Below are 18,895 nucleotides of genomic sequence, written 5' to 3'. Positions count from 1 at the left end.
TGCTCATCACTTTTTTTTACATTTAATCTTGTTTGAGATTTCATTCAGAAATTTTTAAACCTCAAAACTATCTAGTTATGAAACCACAACTGTCTATTTTCTTTATTTTATTTTCTATTTTCTCAATAGGGCAAACCAAAGTGAAAGACACCATAACACGAAGAGCCAATATAGGTTTTATTCAAAACGGGAATCAGGTTAGCTTTAAACCCGAAACGCCGCCTTTGATTCCGATTGCGGGTGCGCCAAAGCCAAGTTATTCTTATTTATGGGAACTGGGAGACGGGCATTACAGCAAAGAAGCCGAACCTAAACACGTTTATAAAAACAAAGGCACTTATACTGCCAGACTTGCTGTAACAAACAATTACGATAACGGAAAACCTCCCGCAACGCGTCCGAAGAAAGTGGCTGTAAACGATATTACAGACACCAATTATAAAGACATTGCTTCTATCGCCGATCAAAACGGTTTTGCAATGATAAAAAACTGTGACCCAATTCCAGAACAGGAAATGGTAGTTGTAGTAAGTTATCAGAATCTTGAAAATTATGTTTCTAGCGGCAAGCTTTATTTGTTTTATAATGAAAAGCAATTCAAACACAATAATTTCGAATTAAGCGATTTCAGAACGTATGCAGGCGAGCGCGAAGTGAAAGAAAATTTAGTCGCTTCTGTTGATGATCTTAACGATTCGAATACTTTTTTGGCTTCCGCCGAAGGAAATTTCAAAACCAAAAAGTACAGGAATACCACAACAGAAGAAGATTTGGATGCTTCTCTTTTAGATGCCAATAAAACGTATCACAATGTCTCTATCTTAGAATTTGATGATGCGAATCCAGGAGAAACCCGAAATGTTTTTTACACTTTCAAAACGACTCCCGAAATGATAAAAGACACCAGCGCAACGGTTACCATGCGAGGAATTTTTGTCCCGAATAGGAGCTACAAGAACCACAAAGTGAAAAATCTGGAAATGGAAATCGTAACGTCTCATGATCCAAACAAAATGGGTTCTAACGGAAGTTTTATGAATTACAGGCTAGTGCGTTTTAAACGAGTAAATTTTAAAACCCGTTTTCAGAATAACGGTGAAGGTCCAGCGAGAAAAATTCGTTTAGAAACCGATGTCCCTGATATGTTTGACAAAAAAACTTTTCAGATTGAAAGTATGTATCCCGAATGCCCGATTTGTCCAAAAGGAGAAGAACCAACCGTAAGCTGCCTCGATACCATCATCAAACAGAAACAAATCATTTTTACTTTCAAAAACATCTATCTGCCGGGAAGCGAGCAAAAAAATGTGCATGAAAAAGACTCTACCAAAGGTTTTGTAAAATATTCCATGAAGTTTGGCGAAGATTTTCATAAAGTGAAAACCAAAAGCCGAACTGCCATTATTTTTGATAAAAACGAACCCATAATTACCAATTACGCCACTACCCGATTCTTGCCCGGAATTTCGATTGGCGCAAAAGCGGGTTATAATTTTTACTCAGATTTAGATAAATCGACCAGTTATTTTGCGGGTGCGACAATTTCTCCTTTCAAATCCTATCGCTTTTATTGGCAGGTAGAATGGGTCAATGCTTTAAACCGATATGATAGCGAAACGACTATTACTGAAGAGTTTTTGACCAATGCCAACGGAACAAGACAGCTGCAGCGCACTACCACAAGTACTGAAAACAAAAATATCAATTGGGAAGTGCCTGTTTTAATTCGGTATAACATAAATAATTATATTGGAGTCGGCGCTGGAATTCAGGCCAATATCAACGTTGCTTCAGAGCAGAATCAAAACATACAGGTCGATCTTTATGAAGGCGATAAAGGAAATTTCTTAATTAGTTCGACAACAAGTTCTAATACGATAAAAAATAATTTTTCGGGCTTTAAAACGGGGCTTTTATTTGATTTAACAGCTGGTTTTGCTAGAATCGGCCCTAGTTTGGGCGCACGTTATGTGATTAATTTTGAAAAGAATTTTAATTATTTTCAGGTTTATGGAATCTGGAAGTTTTAAAACACGAATGTCATCCTGAGCGAAGTCGAAGGCTTTATAGCAAAAATGTCTTCGACTTCGCTCAGACTGACACTCATAATACAAAGCAGCTTTACGTATGAAATTATACCAATTATATATTTTATCTTTCCTTTTCCTGAGCCTGAATATTTTTGGGCAAAATCAGGAGAATAAAATCTATAATGCTGTTGATCGTTTTACTGCAAATCCTTCCGCGGAAGCGTTAGAAAATTTAAGAAACATCGAAAATGATTTTTGGAAAAGTGCTAAGCCAAAAACCAAAGACGAGCTGCTCGCAATTGTTATTTTAAACTGCAATAAAGCATATTATGAAAATCAGTTTGGACAAAATTTGGATGCCATAAAAAGCTACGAAAAAGCTTGGATGATTTATCAGAAAAATAAACTGAAGAATTACGATATAATTGAATTTTGCCTAAAGCCTTTGGGCAACTTGTATACCGTTTTGGGCGATTATGAAAATGCCGAAAACACGATCAAACAATATTATTTTATTGCCAGCCAGCAGAAAAACAAGAGCCAAAAAACTGCCGCGATTCTTAATCTTTCCAATGTGTATCAAAATACTGGAAACGTTTATAAAGCGATAGATTTAATTGAAAAAACAATTCAGACCGAAAAACTTTCTGCTGCCGAAAAAGGTGTTTTGCTGAATAATTTAGGAACCAACTATGTTTTGTCTTCCAAAAAAACTGAAGCTGAAACTGCATTTTTAAAAGCCGTTTCTCTTCTAAAAAATGATAAAACACAAACTGAAACTTTGGCAAATGCGTATCGAAATCTAGCGCAGTTAAAAGTAGATCAAAACGATTTTAAAAAAGCTTCTGATTTTTTCGAAAAAGCAAAAACCGAATTCAATAAAAATCCAAAACGAGAACCTCGAAAAATAGGACAATTTTACTATGAAGCCGCTTTTACTTCTTTTTCTGAAGGCAATATAATTGGCGCTCAGCAAAATCTGGAGATTGTTTTTAAAACACTTCTTCCTAACTATTCGGCTTCAAAAAATAGGCTTCCGAATGTGAATTCGCTTTATGCGGAAACGGTTTTATTAGATGCTTTAGATTTACAGGCTTTAATTTATTTAACCGAAAATCAGCCTAAAAATGCCTTGAAAAGCTTCGGACTTTCTTTTAAAATTGAAGAAATGATTCAGTCGCTTTTGGTTTACGAAAATTCTAAAATTGTAACACAAGTAAGAAACCGACACAGAACTGAAAAATGCATTGAAATTTATCTTTCTTTATTCGAAAGAGAACAAAAAATAAGTTATATCGAAAGTGCTTTTCTGCTTTCGGAACGTACAAAATCAGTTGTTTTAAAAAAGCATCTCAAAAATATTGAAACAATCTCAAGGGAAGAAAAACTGATTTTGCAGCAGCTTCAAAACTGGAATACCATCATTCTGAAAGAACAGCAAAAATTAGAAGCCGCCAACATTTCTAAAATCAATGAAGCTGTTAAAAAGCAAAATGAGCTGATGCTGCTTTTGAAAACGAAACAAAGCAAAACCGATCAGAAAAAGAGTTCTGAACTGGATTTGGCTAAGTTATACGACAAATTGGAAAAAGACAACGCGGTACTGGTTGAATACTTTTTTGGAAGCCATTGCATCTATAATTTCACTCTTGAAAACAAAAAAATCACACTCCATAAGATTGAAACAGATGGCAAAGAATTGCTTTCATTCATTGGTCTTTTTAAAGATCCTTCGGCCATTGCCAACAATCCAAAAAAATATAATTTGCTTGGAAATAAAGTCTATCAGCAACTTCAAATTCCAAAAATTGAAAAGCATAAAAATTTGATTCTCGTTCCAGATGGAGTACTGTCTTTTCTGCCTTTCGAAGCTTTAATAAGCGAAATTTCAAACACGTCAAATTTTACCAAAATGCATTATCTGCTGGATCGATTTGATGTTGCCTATAACAATTCTGCCGCATTATATCTCAATGCAAACACGCTTTCAAATGGCAAAAAAAATATTTTAGGCCTTTTTCCTATTTTCGAAAAAACCAATTACGAACTTCCTTTTTCAAGAAATGAACTGCAATCTATAAAGCATAATTTTGACGGACAATTTTTTGAGAATAAAGATGCTAATTTCTCAAACTTTAAAAACAATGCAATAGGAAAGTCAATTGTACATCTCAGCACGCACGCGTCTTCGGGCGATCTTGAAACTCCTGCGAGCATCAAATTCTACGATCAAGAAGTTTTATTTTCTGAACTGTACACTTTACAGCTCAGCCCTGATTTGGTTGTGCTGAGTGCCTGCGAAACAGGAATTGGAAAATTGTATAAAGGCGAAGGCGCTATGAGTGTGGCAAGGGGTTTTCAGTTTGCAGGAGCACAAAATCTATTGTTTTCTTTATGGAATGTCAACGATTATACGACTTCTGTTTTTATGGATTATTTTTATAAAGAAGTAAAACACAGTTCGTCTTTTGTACACGCCGCGGCAAATGCAAAAAGAGCATTTTTAAAGGATGAAAATATTCCGAATGCAAAAAAATCACCTTATTATTGGAGTGCTTTTGTATATTACGGCACGCTTGAAAAACCTGAAAAGCAAACCAATTATATCTTATACATCATTAGTATTTTGGCTGTAATTGCCTTATTTTTGGGTTTCAATCATTACAGGAATGGAAAATCTTCACAAAATTCTCAAAATAGAGAAATACAAAAAAATAAAGTTTAAAATAACCAAAACACAGCATTTACAGATTAAAGCTAAAATAAATGGCATTTCTGGCAATTTCATTTTAGACACAGGTGCATCTAACACTTGCGTAGGTTTTGAGTGCATTGAACGTTTTGAATTGTCTGCCAAAAACTCTAAAACAAAAGCTTCTGGCGCAGGAGGAACTGGAATGACAACACAAATTTCCTCTCAAAATAAACTGCAGTTAGGAAACTGGAAAAGCAAAGATTTTAGCATCGTAATTTTTGACCTTTCACACGTAAACGAGGCTTTAGAATCTTTTAAAGCCAAACCTGTAGACGGCATTATCGGCGCTGATGTTTTATTGGAAGGAAAAGCGATTATTGATTATTTTAACCATTACTTGTACCTTAAATAGAAAAACTTCCAAATTCTCATAATAAAAACAAGGCTGACTCATTTTGAGTCAGCCTTGTTTTTTGAAACGGCTCCAGCGGAGCGGCATCTTTTTTATAATGACTAAATATTTCGCTTCTCCAAAGCTGATTATTATTTGTCTAATGCCTAATTTTTATATGGTTTCTTGATTATCAATTTCTGCTTTTGGAACTGCGTGTTTTTTCAATGAAAAATAAGCTACAACTGTACTCAGCAGCATCAAAATTCCTCCAAGAATAAAAGGCGCTCCAGCAAATTTAAATGGTGCATCATTATGGGTAAAAAAGTAAAAAGTATTGGCCATCATTGGCGGACCAATAATCGAAGAAGCACTCATCAAACTGGTTAAAGTTCCCTGAATTTCTCCTTGCTCGCTTGGCGCTACTTTACTTGCTACGACAGACTGCAAAGCTGGACCGGCAATTCCGCCGAGACAATATGGAATTAAGAACACAAACATCATCCAACTTTCTGTTGCAAAAGCAAACAATAACATTCCGATTGTGTATAAAGCCAAACCAATGTAAATGCTTTTCTCGTTTCCGATTTTTGGATTGATGTAACGAACTAATCCTCCTTGCACCACTCCCACCAATAAACCGATAATTCCTAATGAGATTCCGATCATTCTTTCGTCCCAATTAAATTGGTAGATGGTAAAAAAACTCCAATTGCTTTGTACGGCATGAGAACCTACGTACAAAAGAAATATCGCTACAATTAAACCGATTAAAGTTGGGTGTTTTCTTAATCCTAAAATAGCTCCAATTGGATTTGCTCGTTTCCAATCGAATTCTCTTCTGTTTTCCTTTTTTAATGATTCTGGCAAAATGAAAAATCCGTAAAGGAAATTCAGCATACACAAAACCGCAGCGGCATAAAAAGGAACTCTCGAGCCATATTGTCCTAAAAGTCCTCCAATAACAGGTCCGATGATGAATCCTAATCCGAAAGCGGCACCTACCAATCCGAAGTTTTTGGCTCTGTTTTCAGCCGTGCTAACGTCGGCAATGTAGGCAGAGGCGGTTGTAATACTCGCGCCCGTTATACCCGCGATAATCCTTCCGACAAAAAGCCAGATAATAGTTGGCGAAAATGCCAATAAAAGATAATCTAACGAAAATCCGAAAAGGGATATTAAAATAATTGGCCTTCTTCCGAATTTATCACTCAAATTACCAATTACAGGAGCAAACACAAACTGGGTTATCGCATACGCGAAGGTTAACCAGCCTCCTATTTTTGCGGCTTCGCTGATGTCTCCATGAATCAGTTCTTCGATTAATTTTGGTATTACAGGAATAATAATTCCCCATCCTGTAATATCTATTAACATGGTTATAAAAATAAAACCAATAGCTGCTGACTTGTCTTTTTGTAGCATAATATTTTTTGTAAGGTGATGCAAATAAACATATTTTTCAATTAACAATAAAAAAATCCCAAATTCCTCCCGATGCTTCGGGATTTGGAACCTGGGATTTTTCATTGTGAAATTCCGAATTCGGGCTCGGAATTTCACTATCAAAAATTAAAACTATTAATGAGTGTGTTTAGGATTAAAACCGTCTTCGCTTAATTCAGTTGGCGTATAATCCGCGTGCATTTCAGCTTCGTAGTCGATTTTTTCTCCTTTAGAGAATTTTTTAATGATTTTCTCCATAATATCATAGATTACAGGAACCACGATCAAGGTAAGGAATAATGAAGAAATTAAACCTCCAATAATTACCCAAGCCAATCCGTTTTTCCATTCAGCCCCTGCTCCAGATGCCAAAGCAATCGGGAACATACCAAATACCATCGCAATTGTCGTCATCAAGATCGGACGTAAACGCGCGTGGTTTGCCTGAATCAAGGCATTTCTGATTGATTCTCCAGCTGCTCTTCGCTGGTTCGTATAATCGACAAGCATGATCGCGTTCTTACACACCAGACCAATCAACATGATTACCCCTAAGATCGTAAAGATGTTTAAGGTATTGTTTGTTAATGCCAGTGCAAATAAAACCCCAATGAACGAAAGCGGAATGGCAAATAATACGACAAACGGGTGAACGAAACTGTCATATAATCCAACCATTACAAGGTAAACCAAAATAATAGCGGCTAATAATGCGATTCCTAAAGTACCAAATCCTTCTGATTGGTTTTCTTGGTCACCACCCCAGATGTAGTTAACTCCAGTTGGTTTTTGCAATTTATCCAGTTTTGCCTGCCATTGCTGAACGATTGTTCCTGCTGGCACCCCAACATTCTGACCTTGTACGGTTACAGAAGCTGTTTTATCTCTTCGCTCCAATTTACTTGGTCCAGAACCTTCTGTAATGGTTGCGAATTGGTTTAATTTAATCTGCTGGCCTGCATTGTTGATGAAAATCAAGTTACTTACGTCTGTGATATTTTTTCTATCAAATTCGTTGTATTTGATGTTGATGTCATATTCGTATTCTCCAGCTCTAAATTTACCGTCTGTATTACCGCTATACGCCGTCTGCATGGTTAAACCAACTGTTTGAAGTGTTAATCCTAATGCAGCCATTTTATCTCTATCAACCTGAACGTTAATCTCAGGGTTTCCATCCTCAACTGTCAATTTGATCTCTGTTGTTCCAGGAATGGTGCGTAACTCAGCTTCAGCCATTTTTGCAAATTTCATGGCGCTTTCTACGTTTGGACCTGTTACGATCAAACCTAAAGTTGCATCCTCAGCAGTACCTAAGATACCTACCGGAACTGTTTTTACTTTTGCACCAACCAAAACTTTTTCCAGTTTACGTTTTACTTTTGCAGCATATACGTTGGCGTCATCTGTACGATCTTTTTGATCGATCATTTTTACGTCAATCTCTGCTTTGTATGCAGTTGCCTGAGCAGCTCCTAGACCTTCACTGGTTTGACCAACTGTTGTAATCTGGCTGAAAACATATTTTTCTCCTTTTAAGAATGCCTCTGCTTTTTGAGTCATAAAGTTTGTCTGCTCTAACGAAGCATCTTTTGGCATCTCAATTTGCACTAAGAACTCCCCACTATCAGATGATGCGAAGAACTCCCCTCCGATGTATCCACCTCCCATTAACCAGAAGATAGTTCCAAAGAACATTACCACAATGGCAACCATTGTTTTAATGTAGTGATCTAAACACCAGTTTAACAAGTGAGATACCCAGTCAGTAAAACGAGTTAAGTAGCTTTCAAATCCAAGGATAATTTTTCCAAAAAGATTTTTACCTTCAATATGCTCTAATTTACCAAAACGAGAAGACAACCACGGAATAATTGTAAACGAAGCCAATAACGAGAACATCGTAGAGATAATTACCGTAACACAGAATTGTGTAATAATATTTGATACTAATCCTGTACTCATCGCAATCGGCAAGAACACCACCACAATTACTAAGGTAATCGAAGTTACGGTTGCACCAATTTCGGCAGTACCATCGTAAGCGGCACGAATTCGGCTTTTACCCATCTCCATGTGTCGGTAAATGTTCTCCAATACCACAATCGCGTCATCCACAAGAATACCAACAACAAGAGATAAACCAAGTAAAGACATTAAGTTAAGCGTATAGCCTAATAAATAGATTCCGATAAATGTAGCAATCAAAGATGCCGGAATAGATACCATTACGATCAATGAGTTTCTAATACTGTGTAAGAAGAACAACATTACAAATGCTACCAGAATAACCGCAATTAACAAGTCATGCACAACAGAATCTGCTGCTTCAAGCGTAAAGACTGTACTGTCTTTTGCCACTTCTAATTTTAATTGAGCCGATTTATAATCGTTTTCTAACGTTTTAATTGTCTTAATCAACTGCTCACTTACCGCAACGGCATTGGCATCTGATTGTTTTACAATTTGAAGTACAATCGCACTTTTTTGATCTACACGCGCAATTTTCTCGGCAATTTTCTGTGTATCCTGAACATCTGCAATTTCTCCTAAACGAATTTGAATTCCGTTTTGAGAAGAAACCACTAAGTTTCTTAATTCGTCAACATTTTTATATTTACCCGCTAAACGGATTAAGATTTTTTGATTACGAGTTTGGATGTTACCTGTAGGGAAATCCAAGTTTGAACTCAAAATTGTCTGCTGCACTTGCGGAACTGAAAGTCCGTAACCTTGCATTTTTACTGCGTCAAGGTTTACCTGAATCTCACGCTCCTGACCACCAATAATGTTTACCTGAGCAACCCCTTGCACACGAGATAAAACTGGAGCAATCTTTTTATCGATCAAATCGTAAAACGCTGCTTCGTCCATTTTACCATTCGCACCAAGTGTCATAATTGGCAAATCACTCAGAGAGAATTTAGTTAGTGATGGCGGATCTGCATCGTCTGGCAAGTCGCTCAAAATCGCGTTGATTTTACGCTGCGCATCATTCATCGAAATATCAACATTCGCATTTGAAGTCAATGTGATCGATACAATCGAAAGACTCTCATAAGATTTCGAGTCGATTTTTTTGATATTTTCAAGAGACGCAATCGCATCTTCAATTTTCTTTGTTACTGTATTTTCAACCTCACTTGGAGAAGCTCCAGGATATACAGTTGAAACCGTAATTACGTTGGTTTCGAATTTTGGGATCAGCTCGTAGCCTAACTGGCTGTAACTGAACAATCCACCTAATGTCAGAATTGTAAACAATACAATTACCAACGACGGACGTTTTATGGATATTTCGGCTAATTTCATTTTTTTTCGCTTTAGGCTTTAGGCTTTGGGCTATATGCTTTATGCCTTAGACAAAGTATGTCTAATGCTTAAAGCTTACTGCTTATAGCCTATTGCTTATTTAATAATTTCTACTGTATTTCCGTCTTGTAGGTTGATTTGACCTGTAACAATAACAGTTTCTCCGTCATTTAAACCGCTGATGATTTCAACTTTATCTCCTAAAATTCTTCCAGCTACTACTTTTTTCAATTTAGCAATGCCGTTTTCTACAACAAAAATTTCGTTACTGCTCACACTACCAACAAATGCATTTCTAGGAACCACTTTTAAGTTTTGTTTTTGGTTTGTAGAACCGAAAGTTGCAGTTCCGTACATACCCGCTTTTAAGTCGTTGCTCGCATTATTTGTAATTTCAATTTCTACAGGGAAATTTAAAGACGCATCTGCTTTTGCAGCGATGAAAGTAATTTTTCCTGAGAAAGTTTTGTCAGGATAAACGCTTGCAGTAATATTTACTGTACTTCCTAATTTTAAGCTTGCTACTTGAGTTTCGTTTACAGTAACATTCAATTTTAATTTAGAAACATTTACAATATCAAATAATGCTGTTGCAGGCATTCCGGCTAAAATAGAACCTGGTTCGATATATTTTTTATTGATGTATCCGTTAATTGGCGCTTTTACTCTTGTATCTCCAACATTGATTTTTGCTTGAGTATAATTAGATTGAGCATTAGTCAAAGCCAATTTTGCCTGATCTAATTGCTGTTTTGTAACACCGCCTGTTTTAAAAGCATTTTCGTATCTAGCATAATCTGATTTTGCATTTTGATATGCTGCTTCAGCTGCCTGAGCGTTTACGTTGATAACGTCTCCTCTTACCGTTAAAAGAGTCTGCCCTACTTTTACATAGTCACCTTCTTTTACTAAAACACTAATTACTTTTCCAGATTTTTCAGCAGAGAAAGTCAATTCCTGAATTGGCACAAAGTTTCCGTTAGCAGTAAAAGCCAAGTTTACGTCTTCTGTTTTTACTGTTGCTACTTTTACAGAAACTGCTGCATTTTTTTCTGCTACAATGGCAGTTTTTGCTTCATTTTCTGCTTTGTTCTTATTTAGAATGTAGTTAATCCCGACAAAAGCCACGACTATGATTACGATTGTTATAATTATTTTCTTCATTGTAATAATTTGTTATTTAGTAAGAGATTTTAGTTCGCCTTTCGATTTGATTAGAGATATTTCGGCAATTTTATAATTTAAAACTGCTCTGGTAAAGTTATTCTGAGCTTCAAGCGATGCATTTTCTGCGTCAAGCAAATCTGTTAAAGATGCTAACCCCTGAAGATAATTGTTTTTGGTATTGCTTAGAATTTCTAATGCTAAACGCATATTTTCTCTCTGATTTTCAATAGTAACAAGGTTATTATTAATCTGGGTCATTGCATTTCTATAATCCAAATCAAGAGAAAGTTTAGTGTCTTTGATATCTTCTTGCAATTCTCTAATTTGAACATCGGCCTGTCTAACTTTTGCACGAGTTCCGAAACCTGTAAAAATTGGCACGTGCAAGTTTAAAGCGATAGCTGAGAAATCTGACCAATAAACTCCTTTTTCTGGTTTTGCAAACCAAGGCATTTCTGGTCCTTGTCCGATATAATTATAACCTGCAGACAATGAAAGTGTAGGATAATAACCTGCTTCGACAGCTTTTTTATTGAATACTAAAAGCTCTTCTTGTTTTTTCAAAAGCAAATATTCTGTTCTATTTTCAATATTTGGCTCTTGTGTTAAAGCTGCTGGTACAACTTCAAACTCTTCTTTTGGCATAGAGATTTGAGTTTCTATAGGCATACCCATATAAAACTTTAATGCATTTTCCTGTAACTCAATCTGGTTTTTAACCTGCTGACGATCTGTATCAATGTTAGACATTTTTACGATAATACGGTCTAAGTCAATTTTTTTAGCCAAACCGTTATCAAACTGACCTTGAACAATATCACGAACTTTTTGCGTATTTACGTAGTTGCTGTCCAAAAGAATAAGTCTTTCTTTTTGCACATAAACAGAATAGTAATTATTTGCAACTCTCTCAATAACTTGTTCTTCTGTCAATTGGTCATTTATTTGATAAAACTCGCGAGTAGTTTTTGCTGCTCTTAAACCTGTAAAAACAGATTGGTCAAATAATGCTTGAGTCAAAGAAATCCCTCCTGTTGAAGTCCATTTTTGACCAAATGCAGCCTGAATTGTAGTTCCAGGCGCGCCAAATGCAGCTCCATCAATAACCGTTGTCTGGATTACGGGATTATACGTTAAACTTCCGTTGGCACTAATTTGAGGTAAAGCTCTCGAACGTATTTCCTGAATCTGATACTCACTATTTTCTACCTGAAGTTTAGCTTTTTTAGCGTCAGCTTTATTTTGAAGCGCATAATTGACAGCGTCTTTCAGGGTTAAAGTGGTTTGTGCGTTGACAGACAAGCCAATGGTGCACAAAACTATAAGAAGGATTCTTTTCATAAGTAGTTAATATTTATTTTAAAAATTTGAGATGGCATCGTCATTTCATCCTTTACAACTCTCACAGAAAAATGACGACAATTTGGATAATTAATTGCTAATTTTTTTTAATTGTTTTTCTAATTCCTCTACTCCTTTTTCAGTTGCCATTGCACGAGTATGATACTCTAAGGCTTCCAACTCTATTCTTTGCGCTTCACTTTCAGAAACCGTATTTTCGTTTATATGAAAAATCAGAGTGTAATAAAATCTAACGTAAACCTCTACATTTAAATCACTTCTATAAAGGCCTTCACGAATTCCTTTCTCTATATTATCTCTAAAACATTGTGTGCATTGGTCAATTTCAATAGACAAAATGTTCTGATAAATCTCCGGATAGTGTTTTTTTAACTGATAAATTGGCGATGTATCTATGTTGTTTTTAAACATATCGCGAAACATTTCTCTAATCTCAAAATTTTCATGAATAGCATTAAAATTCTTTGCGATAATGGTATCCATAATTTCGTGAACTTGTCTGTGAACCATCGAAGTGCTTTCTTCAATCAGAACTTCCTTATTGCAGAAATATTTGTAAATCGTTTTTTTCGAAATACACATTTCACCTGCAATATCATCCATTGTAACACTCTTAAAACCAAGCTTTAAAAACAACTCGCTTGCTTTTGCTATAATCTTCTCTTTCATTTTAAATTCTCGAATTGCCTTACAAATATACTTTGGAAACTAAAATCAAAAAAATAGTTTCCGATTTATTTGTAATAATTTTACATTAATTTATTCTTTTAGTAAGATTTATATGCTAAATTCTAAATTTGCTATAAGTTTAATGTCTTTGCCTAAAGCTGCACCAGAATTATGATTGAAGGAACTGTAATCTAGACCAAAATCTTCACGCTTGATATTGCCTTTTATTTCAAAAGCAACTTTCTTTTCTCCGTTATAAATATTCTCGCCTAGAAATTCAGCATCCAATTCAACTACTCTAGTAATGTCTTTTATAGTTAAATCTCCTTTAAAGAAATTAATGTTCTGATTTACTTTTTGAAATGAAGTCGATTTGAAACTGATAATAGGGTGCTCATCTTCTTCAAAAAAGTCCTGAAGCTGCAAATAAGCATCTATAGATTGGAAACTCTCATTTTTATTGTTGATATCTAATGAGAATTCTACCGAAGCATCTTCAATTTCATTGTCTTCAATATTCACATACCCATCAAATTTATTTGAGTCTCCTCCCAAATAAGCAGTTCTTGATCGTCTCATTTTTAATAAAACATCTGACTGACTAGAATCTAAGGTCCATTTTGTTTTCATAAATACTTGATTTAATTGATTTTACAAATCATTAAAACTTCTTACGGAAACTTTTACAGTGTTATAAGTTTCCATTTCAACGCTGCAAATATAGACAGGAAACTCTGAATACCAAAAAAGTTTCCAAGTTTTTTGGATTTTTTTTTAACATATTAAAAATGAGAAAGGTGAAACCTCCTTTTTAAAAGGCCTTTACGCTTTTAACATTTCATCCGTAGAAATTCATATTTGAATTGTATCTTTGGGGCACGAAATCAGAATTTATTATGCACGATATAAGTCAGTACCAAGATTTTTTTATCAATTATCTACAAAGCCAAAACATACATAAAGAACCTAAAAATCTTTACGAACCTATAGAATACATTTTAGGACTTGGCGGAAAACGCATCCGTCCCGTTTTAACTTTAATGGCTGCAGAGGTTTTTGACACTGATTATACGATTGCACTTCCGGCAGCAATGGCGGTTGAAGTTTTTCATAACTTTTCGCTGGTTCACGACGATATTATGGACGATGCGCCCCTAAGAAGAGGACAAATTACCGTGCATGAAAAATGGAATTTAAACACTGGTATTCTCTCTGGAGATGCCATGCTGATTTTGGCTTATCAGTATTTTGAACAATATGAGCCAATTGTTTTTAGAAATCTTGCCAAATTATTCAGCAAAACAGCACTTGAAGTTTGCGAAGGACAGCAATGGGATGTAGATTTTGAGACTCGTAAAGATGTTACGATTCCGCAATATCTTAAAATGATTGAATACAAAACAGCTGTTTTGGTCGCGGCTGCCATGAAAATGGGCGCAATTGTAGCTAAAACTTCTGAAAAAGAAGCTGATTTAATTTATGATTTCGGACTTAATTTAGGATTGGCTTTCCAGCTTCAAGACGATTATCTAGATGCTTTTGGCGACCCAGAAACTTTTGGAAAACAAGTTGGAGGAGATATTATAGAAAACAAAAAAACCTATTTGTATCTAAAAGCCTTAGAATTTTCTACTGAGGAAAAAGCTTCAGAATTAGAAAAATTATTTACGCTACAATTAGAAGACAATTCAGAAAAAATAGAAACTGCTAAAACCATTTTTAACGAATCTGGAGCATCAAAAGCTACTCAAGAGGCTATCGAAATGTATACTTTTAAAGCTTTCGAAACGTTAGAAAAAATGGAAATCAGCGATGAAAAGAAAAACGTTTTGAGAACTTTCGGAGAAAATTTAATGGGACGTAAAGTTTAGTTTTCAGTAAAAAGTATTCAGTAAAAAATCTAAAATCTCATGTTTGTAGCACCAGCAAATACCGAATCACTATTAGCGCAAGCGCAGGCAGAGACTTTGTATCTGAGCCTTATTGAACAGCTTAATAAAGATTTTAATCTGGCCAATGAAGGAATCGATTTTCCGTTAAGCATCTCGCCAGACGAATTAAAAATCCAGCTTCACGAAAAAATCTACCGAATGATTCAGTACAAATTTGCTGAATATTTAAATCTACTCTACATCATTGACGTTCCCGAAAATGAAATCAAACAATTAGACGGTTCAGATTTGGTAATTCTGACCGAACAGGTTTCCTTTTTGATTTTAAAAAGAGAATGGCAGAAGGTTTGGTTTAGGAATTATTATAAGTAGAGGTACAGAGTTACAAAGTTGCAAAGCGACAAAGCCTTTATAATTTCGCGTACAAATTCATTCTATTTTCAACCTTTGAACCTTTGCTACTATGAGCCTTTGAACCTTTAGAAATAAACCCTCACAAAAGGCATAAATCCAGAGCCGTAGAGACTTTTATTAGGATTATACAAAACATCGTAACGGGCTCCAATTGTAACGCTTCCGGTTCTGTAACCTGCTCCTAGATATAGAGCTGTATTCCAGTAAGCATCTGAAAAACCTGGATGATAGTAGTTTTCTTCATAATCGGTATCCACTCTAACCTGCTCTAATTCTGCAGATAATTGCAGTTGCGGAATCGGATTTACAAGTGTGATAAAACTCCCTCCATAAACAAACGATTCGTAATAATTTTTTTGATATAAATAACCAAATTGAAGACCTGCTCCAACTGCTACAATTTCGTTAACATTATAAATGGCGCTTGGCATTACTGAGATATTCGTATATCCAGAACCAAATCCGAGACCTAGACCGCCTCCAAATTGAACTTTATCCCAAAAGTGGTTACTATTGTCTATGACATATTTTTGTTGCGCAATACTATAACTTGAAAACAAGACCGCCAAAATCACAAAAAAATATCTGAAATCGATTGAAAATTGAATTTTATTCATAGTTAACGTTTATTTTAACAAATTTTTACGTAAAAGTACGTAAAAAAAAGATTTAAATAAATGCGATTGTTGTACTTTTGCCTTTCTATATAACAAAAAAGTATATTCACTCATATTATGGATAGGTTTTCATTTTTAAACGCAGCGCATACTGAGTTTTTTGCACAATTATACGATCAATATTTAGTTAACCCAGACAGCGTAGAGCCTAGCTGGAGAAGTTTTTTTCAAGGTTTTGACTTTGGACAAACGACTTATAATGACGAAAATCCTGTGCAAACGATCGTTGAGTACGTGACTAGCGATAACACAGATTACAGTCAGATTTCTGAAAAACTAAAGAAAGAATTTAATGTTCTTAAATTAATTGACGGATACCGTACGCGCGGGCATTTATTCACGAAAACAAATCCTGTTCGTGACCGTAGAACTTCATCTCCAACTTTGGATATTGAAAACTTCGGATTATCTACAGCAGATCTTTCAACAGTTTTTGATGCAGCTCAAACAATCGGCATGGCTCCTTCTTCATTGCAGGATATCGTAAATCGTCTAAAAGCTATTTACTGCCAGCATATTGGTATTGAGTATATGTACATCAGAAATCCTAATGTTGTAAAATGGATTCAGGACAAATTATCTGTAAATACAAATCAGCCTAATTTCTCTTCAGACGAAAAGAAAACAATCTTAAATAAATTAAACGAAGCTGTTTCTTTTGAGAATTTCCTTCATACTAAATATGTTGGACAAAAACGTTTCTCATTAGAAGGTGGAGAATCTATCATCCCAGCTCTTGACGCTTTGATCGAGCAAGCTGCTGATAAAGGTGTTGAACAATTCGTAATGGGAATGGCTCACCGTGGGCGTTTGAACGTTTTGGCAAACATCTTCGGAAAATCAACTCAAGACATCTTTGGTGAGTTTGACGGAAAAGACTACGATCAAGAGTATTTTGACGGTGACGTAAAATACCACTTAGGTCTTACTGCGGACAGAAAAACAAGATCTGGAAAAAGCATCAACATCAATTTAGCACCAAACCCTTCTCACTTAGAAACTGTTGGAGCTGTAATTGAAGGTATCACAAGAGCAAAACAAGAAAGACATTTCCCAGAAAACATTTCAAAAGTATTGCCAATTGCTGTTCACGGTGATGCTGCTATTGCCGGTCAAGGTATTTTGTATGAAATCATTCAAATGTCTTTATTGGACGGATACAAAACTGGCGGTACAATCCATATCGTAATCAATAACCAGGTTGGATTTACAACAAACTACTTAGACGCTCGTTCTTCTACTTACTGTACAGACGTTGCCAAAGTAACGCTTTCTCCAGTATTACACGTAAATGCTGACGATGCTGAGGCTGTTGTCCATGCTGTATCTTTTGCATTAGACTACAGAATGCAATTTGGACGTGACGTTTTTATCGATTTATTAGGATATAGAAAATACGGACACAACGAAGGTGATGAGCCACGTTTTACTCAGCCTGTTTTATACAAAATCATTGCTAAACATAAAAACCCAAGAGACATCTACGCTGAGAAATTACTTTCTGACGGTGTAATCGATGCTTCTTATGTAAATGCTTTAGAAAAACAATACAAATCTAAATTAGAGGAGAATTTAGAAGCTTCTCGCAAAAAAGATTTGACCATCATTACTCCATTCATGAAAAACGAATGGGAAGGTTTTGTTCAGGTTACAGACACGCAAATGCTTCAAAAAGTTGATACTTCTTATCCAAAAGAAAAATTAACTCAAATTGCAAATGCTATTTCTAATTTACCTGAAGACAAAAAATTCATCAGTAAAATTCAAAAATTAATCAACGACAGAAAAACAATGTTCTTCGAAACTAATCTTTTAGATTGGGGAATGGCTGAACATTTAGCATACGGATCTTTATTGCAAGAAGGTTTTGATGTTCGTATTTCTGGACAAGACGTAGAAAGAGGAACTTTCTCTCACCGTCACGCTGTTGTTAAAGTTGAAGATTCTGAAGAAGAAGTAATCTTAATCAACAGCCTTGAAGACAAAAAAGGAAACTTTAATGTTTACAACTCTCACTTATCTGAGTACGGCGTTTTAGGTTTTGATTACGGATATGCATTGGCAAGTCCAAAAGCTTTGACTATTTGGGAAGCACAATTTGGAGACTTCTCTAACGGAGCTCAAATTATGATTGACCAATACATTTCTTGTGGTGAAGACAAATGGAACAACCAAAACGGTATCGTTCTTTTATTGCCTCACGGATACGAAGGGCAAGGTGCCGAGCACTCTTCTGCAAGAATGGAGCGTTACTTGCAGCTTTGTGCTAGACATAATATGTATGTTGCAGACTGTACAACTCCTGCTAACTTCTTCCACTTATTAAGAAGACAATTAAAAACAAATTTCCGTAAACCGCTTGTTGTATTTACTCCAAAAAGTTTACTGCGCGATCCAAGATGCGTGTCTCCAGTTGAAGATTTAGTAAACGGAAGCTTCCAAGAAACAATTGATGATACTACGGTAAACAAAAAAGATGTTAAAACTTTAGTTTTCGTTACAGGTAAATTCTACTATGATATTACTGCAGAAAGAGAAAACAACGGAAGAAAAGACGTTGCAGTTGTTCGTATCGAGCAATTATTCCCTTTCCCTGTTGAACAGATTAAAGCCATCATTGCACAATATCCAAATGCCGACGATTATGTTTGGGCTCAAGAAGAACCTAAAAACATGGGGGCTTACAGCTATATGCTAATGAACTTTGATCTAGTTAAATGGAGATTAGCTTCATTAAAAGCATACTCTGCTCCTGCATCTGGAAGTTACACACGTGCTAAACGCCGTCATGCAGATGCAATTAGAATGGTATTCGACAAAAATTTATTTAGATAATTAAA

13 protein-coding genes are annotated in these 18,895 nt (G+C 35.5%); 6 read left to right on the top strand and 7 right to left on the bottom strand.

The window, feature by feature from the left end; translation table 11 throughout:
• Positions 1-77: 77 nt before the first annotated feature.
• The 3 genes from N4T20_RS05980 (at position 78) to N4T20_RS05970 (ending at position 5,137) form a co-directional block, all read left to right on the top strand.
• Positions 78-2,030: a PKD domain-containing protein gene (locus N4T20_RS05980; RefSeq protein WP_260672168.1), complete on the top strand. Its 1,953-nt coding sequence runs from the start codon at positions 78-80 to the stop codon at positions 2,028-2,030.
• 97 nt (positions 2,031-2,127) lie between these two features.
• The gene (locus tag N4T20_RS05975; protein WP_260672167.1) at positions 2,128-4,755 is read left to right on the top strand and encodes a CHAT domain-containing protein; all 2,628 of its coding nucleotides are present in this window, start codon (positions 2,128-2,130) and stop codon (positions 4,753-4,755) included.
• Positions 4,700-5,137 (top strand): retropepsin-like aspartic protease, encoded by a 438-nt coding sequence (locus N4T20_RS05970; protein WP_260672166.1) that lies wholly within the window; start codon positions 4,700-4,702, stop codon positions 5,135-5,137. The genes N4T20_RS05975 and N4T20_RS05970 overlap by 56 nt, the downstream gene beginning before the upstream one ends.
• A gap of 153 nt (positions 5,138-5,290) precedes the next feature.
• On the opposite strand, the gene N4T20_RS05965 is transcribed toward N4T20_RS05970, so the two are convergent.
• From N4T20_RS05965 to N4T20_RS05940, 6 genes are all read right to left on the bottom strand, one after another.
• The gene (locus tag N4T20_RS05965; RefSeq protein WP_260672165.1) at positions 5,291-6,541 is read right to left on the bottom strand and encodes a TCR/Tet family MFS transporter; all 1,251 of its coding nucleotides are present in this window, start codon (positions 6,539-6,541) and stop codon (positions 5,291-5,293) included.
• Between the two features lie 156 nt (positions 6,542-6,697).
• On the bottom strand, positions 6,698-9,874 hold the full coding sequence (locus tag N4T20_RS05960; RefSeq protein WP_260672164.1) for an efflux RND transporter permease subunit: 3,177 nt from the start codon (positions 9,872-9,874) through the stop codon (positions 6,698-6,700).
• Positions 9,875-9,970: 96 nt separating this feature from the next.
• Complete coding sequence (locus N4T20_RS05955; protein WP_260672163.1) at positions 9,971-11,038, bottom strand: efflux RND transporter periplasmic adaptor subunit; 1,068 nt, start codon at positions 11,036-11,038, stop codon at positions 9,971-9,973.
• Between the two features lie 12 nt (positions 11,039-11,050).
• Entirely contained in the window at positions 11,051-12,382 is a 1,332-nt protein-coding gene (locus N4T20_RS05950) for a TolC family protein (RefSeq protein WP_260672162.1), read from the bottom strand.
• Between the two features lie 90 nt (positions 12,383-12,472).
• Positions 12,473-13,072, bottom strand: coding sequence for a TetR/AcrR family transcriptional regulator (locus N4T20_RS05945; protein ID WP_260672161.1), 600 nt, complete (start codon positions 13,070-13,072; stop codon positions 12,473-12,475).
• Between the two features lie 108 nt (positions 13,073-13,180).
• Complete coding sequence (locus N4T20_RS05940) at positions 13,181-13,702, bottom strand: YceI family protein (RefSeq protein ID WP_260672160.1); 522 nt, start codon at positions 13,700-13,702, stop codon at positions 13,181-13,183.
• Between the two features lie 266 nt (positions 13,703-13,968).
• On the opposite strand from N4T20_RS05940, the gene N4T20_RS05935 reads away from it, so the two are divergent.
• Positions 13,969-14,943 (top strand): polyprenyl synthetase family protein, encoded by a 975-nt coding sequence (locus N4T20_RS05935; RefSeq protein ID WP_260672159.1) that lies wholly within the window; start codon positions 13,969-13,971, stop codon positions 14,941-14,943.
• A gap of 39 nt (positions 14,944-14,982) precedes the next feature.
• Positions 14,983-15,336 carry a hypothetical protein gene (locus N4T20_RS05930; protein ID WP_260672158.1) on the top strand — a complete coding sequence of 118 codons (354 nt, stop codon included), beginning with the start codon at positions 14,983-14,985 and terminating at the stop codon, positions 15,334-15,336.
• Between the two features lie 107 nt (positions 15,337-15,443).
• On the opposite strand, the gene N4T20_RS05925 is transcribed toward N4T20_RS05930, so the two are convergent.
• Positions 15,444-15,995 (bottom strand): hypothetical protein, encoded by a 552-nt coding sequence (locus N4T20_RS05925; RefSeq protein WP_260672157.1) that lies wholly within the window; start codon positions 15,993-15,995, stop codon positions 15,444-15,446.
• 117 nt (positions 15,996-16,112) lie between these two features.
• Here N4T20_RS05925 and N4T20_RS05920 point away from each other — a divergent pair, with 117 nt between their 5' ends.
• Complete coding sequence (locus tag N4T20_RS05920; RefSeq protein WP_260672156.1) at positions 16,113-18,890, top strand: 2-oxoglutarate dehydrogenase E1 component; 2,778 nt, start codon at positions 16,113-16,115, stop codon at positions 18,888-18,890.
• The last annotated feature ends 5 nt before the right edge of the window (positions 18,891-18,895 follow it).

Source organism: Flavobacterium sp. TR2, assembly GCF_025252405.1.
Lineage (GTDB): Bacteria > Bacteroidota > Bacteroidia > Flavobacteriales > Flavobacteriaceae > Flavobacterium.
The sequence above is the reverse complement of the archived record's forward strand: the minus strand, read 5'-3'. Positions and strand labels throughout refer to the sequence as shown.

Excerpts from the sequence above, each read along its gene's own strand:
- N4T20_RS05930 (WP_260672158.1), top strand. The coding sequence starts at position 14,983 with ATGTTTGTAGCACCAGCAAATACCGAATCACTATTAGCGCAAGCGCAG.
- N4T20_RS05920 (WP_260672156.1), top strand. The coding sequence starts at position 16,113 with ATGGATAGGTTTTCATTTTTAAACGCAGCGCATACTGAGTTTTTTGCA.
- N4T20_RS05980 (WP_260672168.1), top strand. The coding sequence starts at position 78 with ATGAAACCACAACTGTCTATTTTCTTTATTTTATTTTCTATTTTCTCA.
- N4T20_RS05950 (WP_260672162.1), bottom strand. The coding sequence starts at position 12,382 with ATGAAAAGAATCCTTCTTATAGTTTTGTGCACCATTGGCTTGTCTGTC.
- N4T20_RS05945 (WP_260672161.1), bottom strand. The coding sequence starts at position 13,072 with ATGAAAGAGAAGATTATAGCAAAAGCAAGCGAGTTGTTTTTAAAGCTT.
- N4T20_RS05940 (WP_260672160.1), bottom strand. The coding sequence starts at position 13,702 with ATGAAAACAAAATGGACCTTAGATTCTAGTCAGTCAGATGTTTTATTA.
- N4T20_RS05925 (WP_260672157.1), bottom strand. The coding sequence starts at position 15,995 with ATGAATAAAATTCAATTTTCAATCGATTTCAGATATTTTTTTGTGATT.
- N4T20_RS05935 (WP_260672159.1), top strand. The coding sequence starts at position 13,969 with ATGCACGATATAAGTCAGTACCAAGATTTTTTTATCAATTATCTACAA.
- N4T20_RS05970 (WP_260672166.1), top strand. The coding sequence starts at position 4,700 with ATGGAAAATCTTCACAAAATTCTCAAAATAGAGAAATACAAAAAAATA.
- N4T20_RS05960 (WP_260672164.1), bottom strand. The coding sequence starts at position 9,874 with ATGAAATTAGCCGAAATATCCATAAAACGTCCGTCGTTGGTAATTGTA.
- N4T20_RS05955 (WP_260672163.1), bottom strand. The coding sequence starts at position 11,038 with ATGAAGAAAATAATTATAACAATCGTAATCATAGTCGTGGCTTTTGTC.
- N4T20_RS05975 (WP_260672167.1), top strand. The coding sequence starts at position 2,128 with ATGAAATTATACCAATTATATATTTTATCTTTCCTTTTCCTGAGCCTG.
- N4T20_RS05965 (WP_260672165.1), bottom strand. The coding sequence starts at position 6,541 with ATGCTACAAAAAGACAAGTCAGCAGCTATTGGTTTTATTTTTATAACC.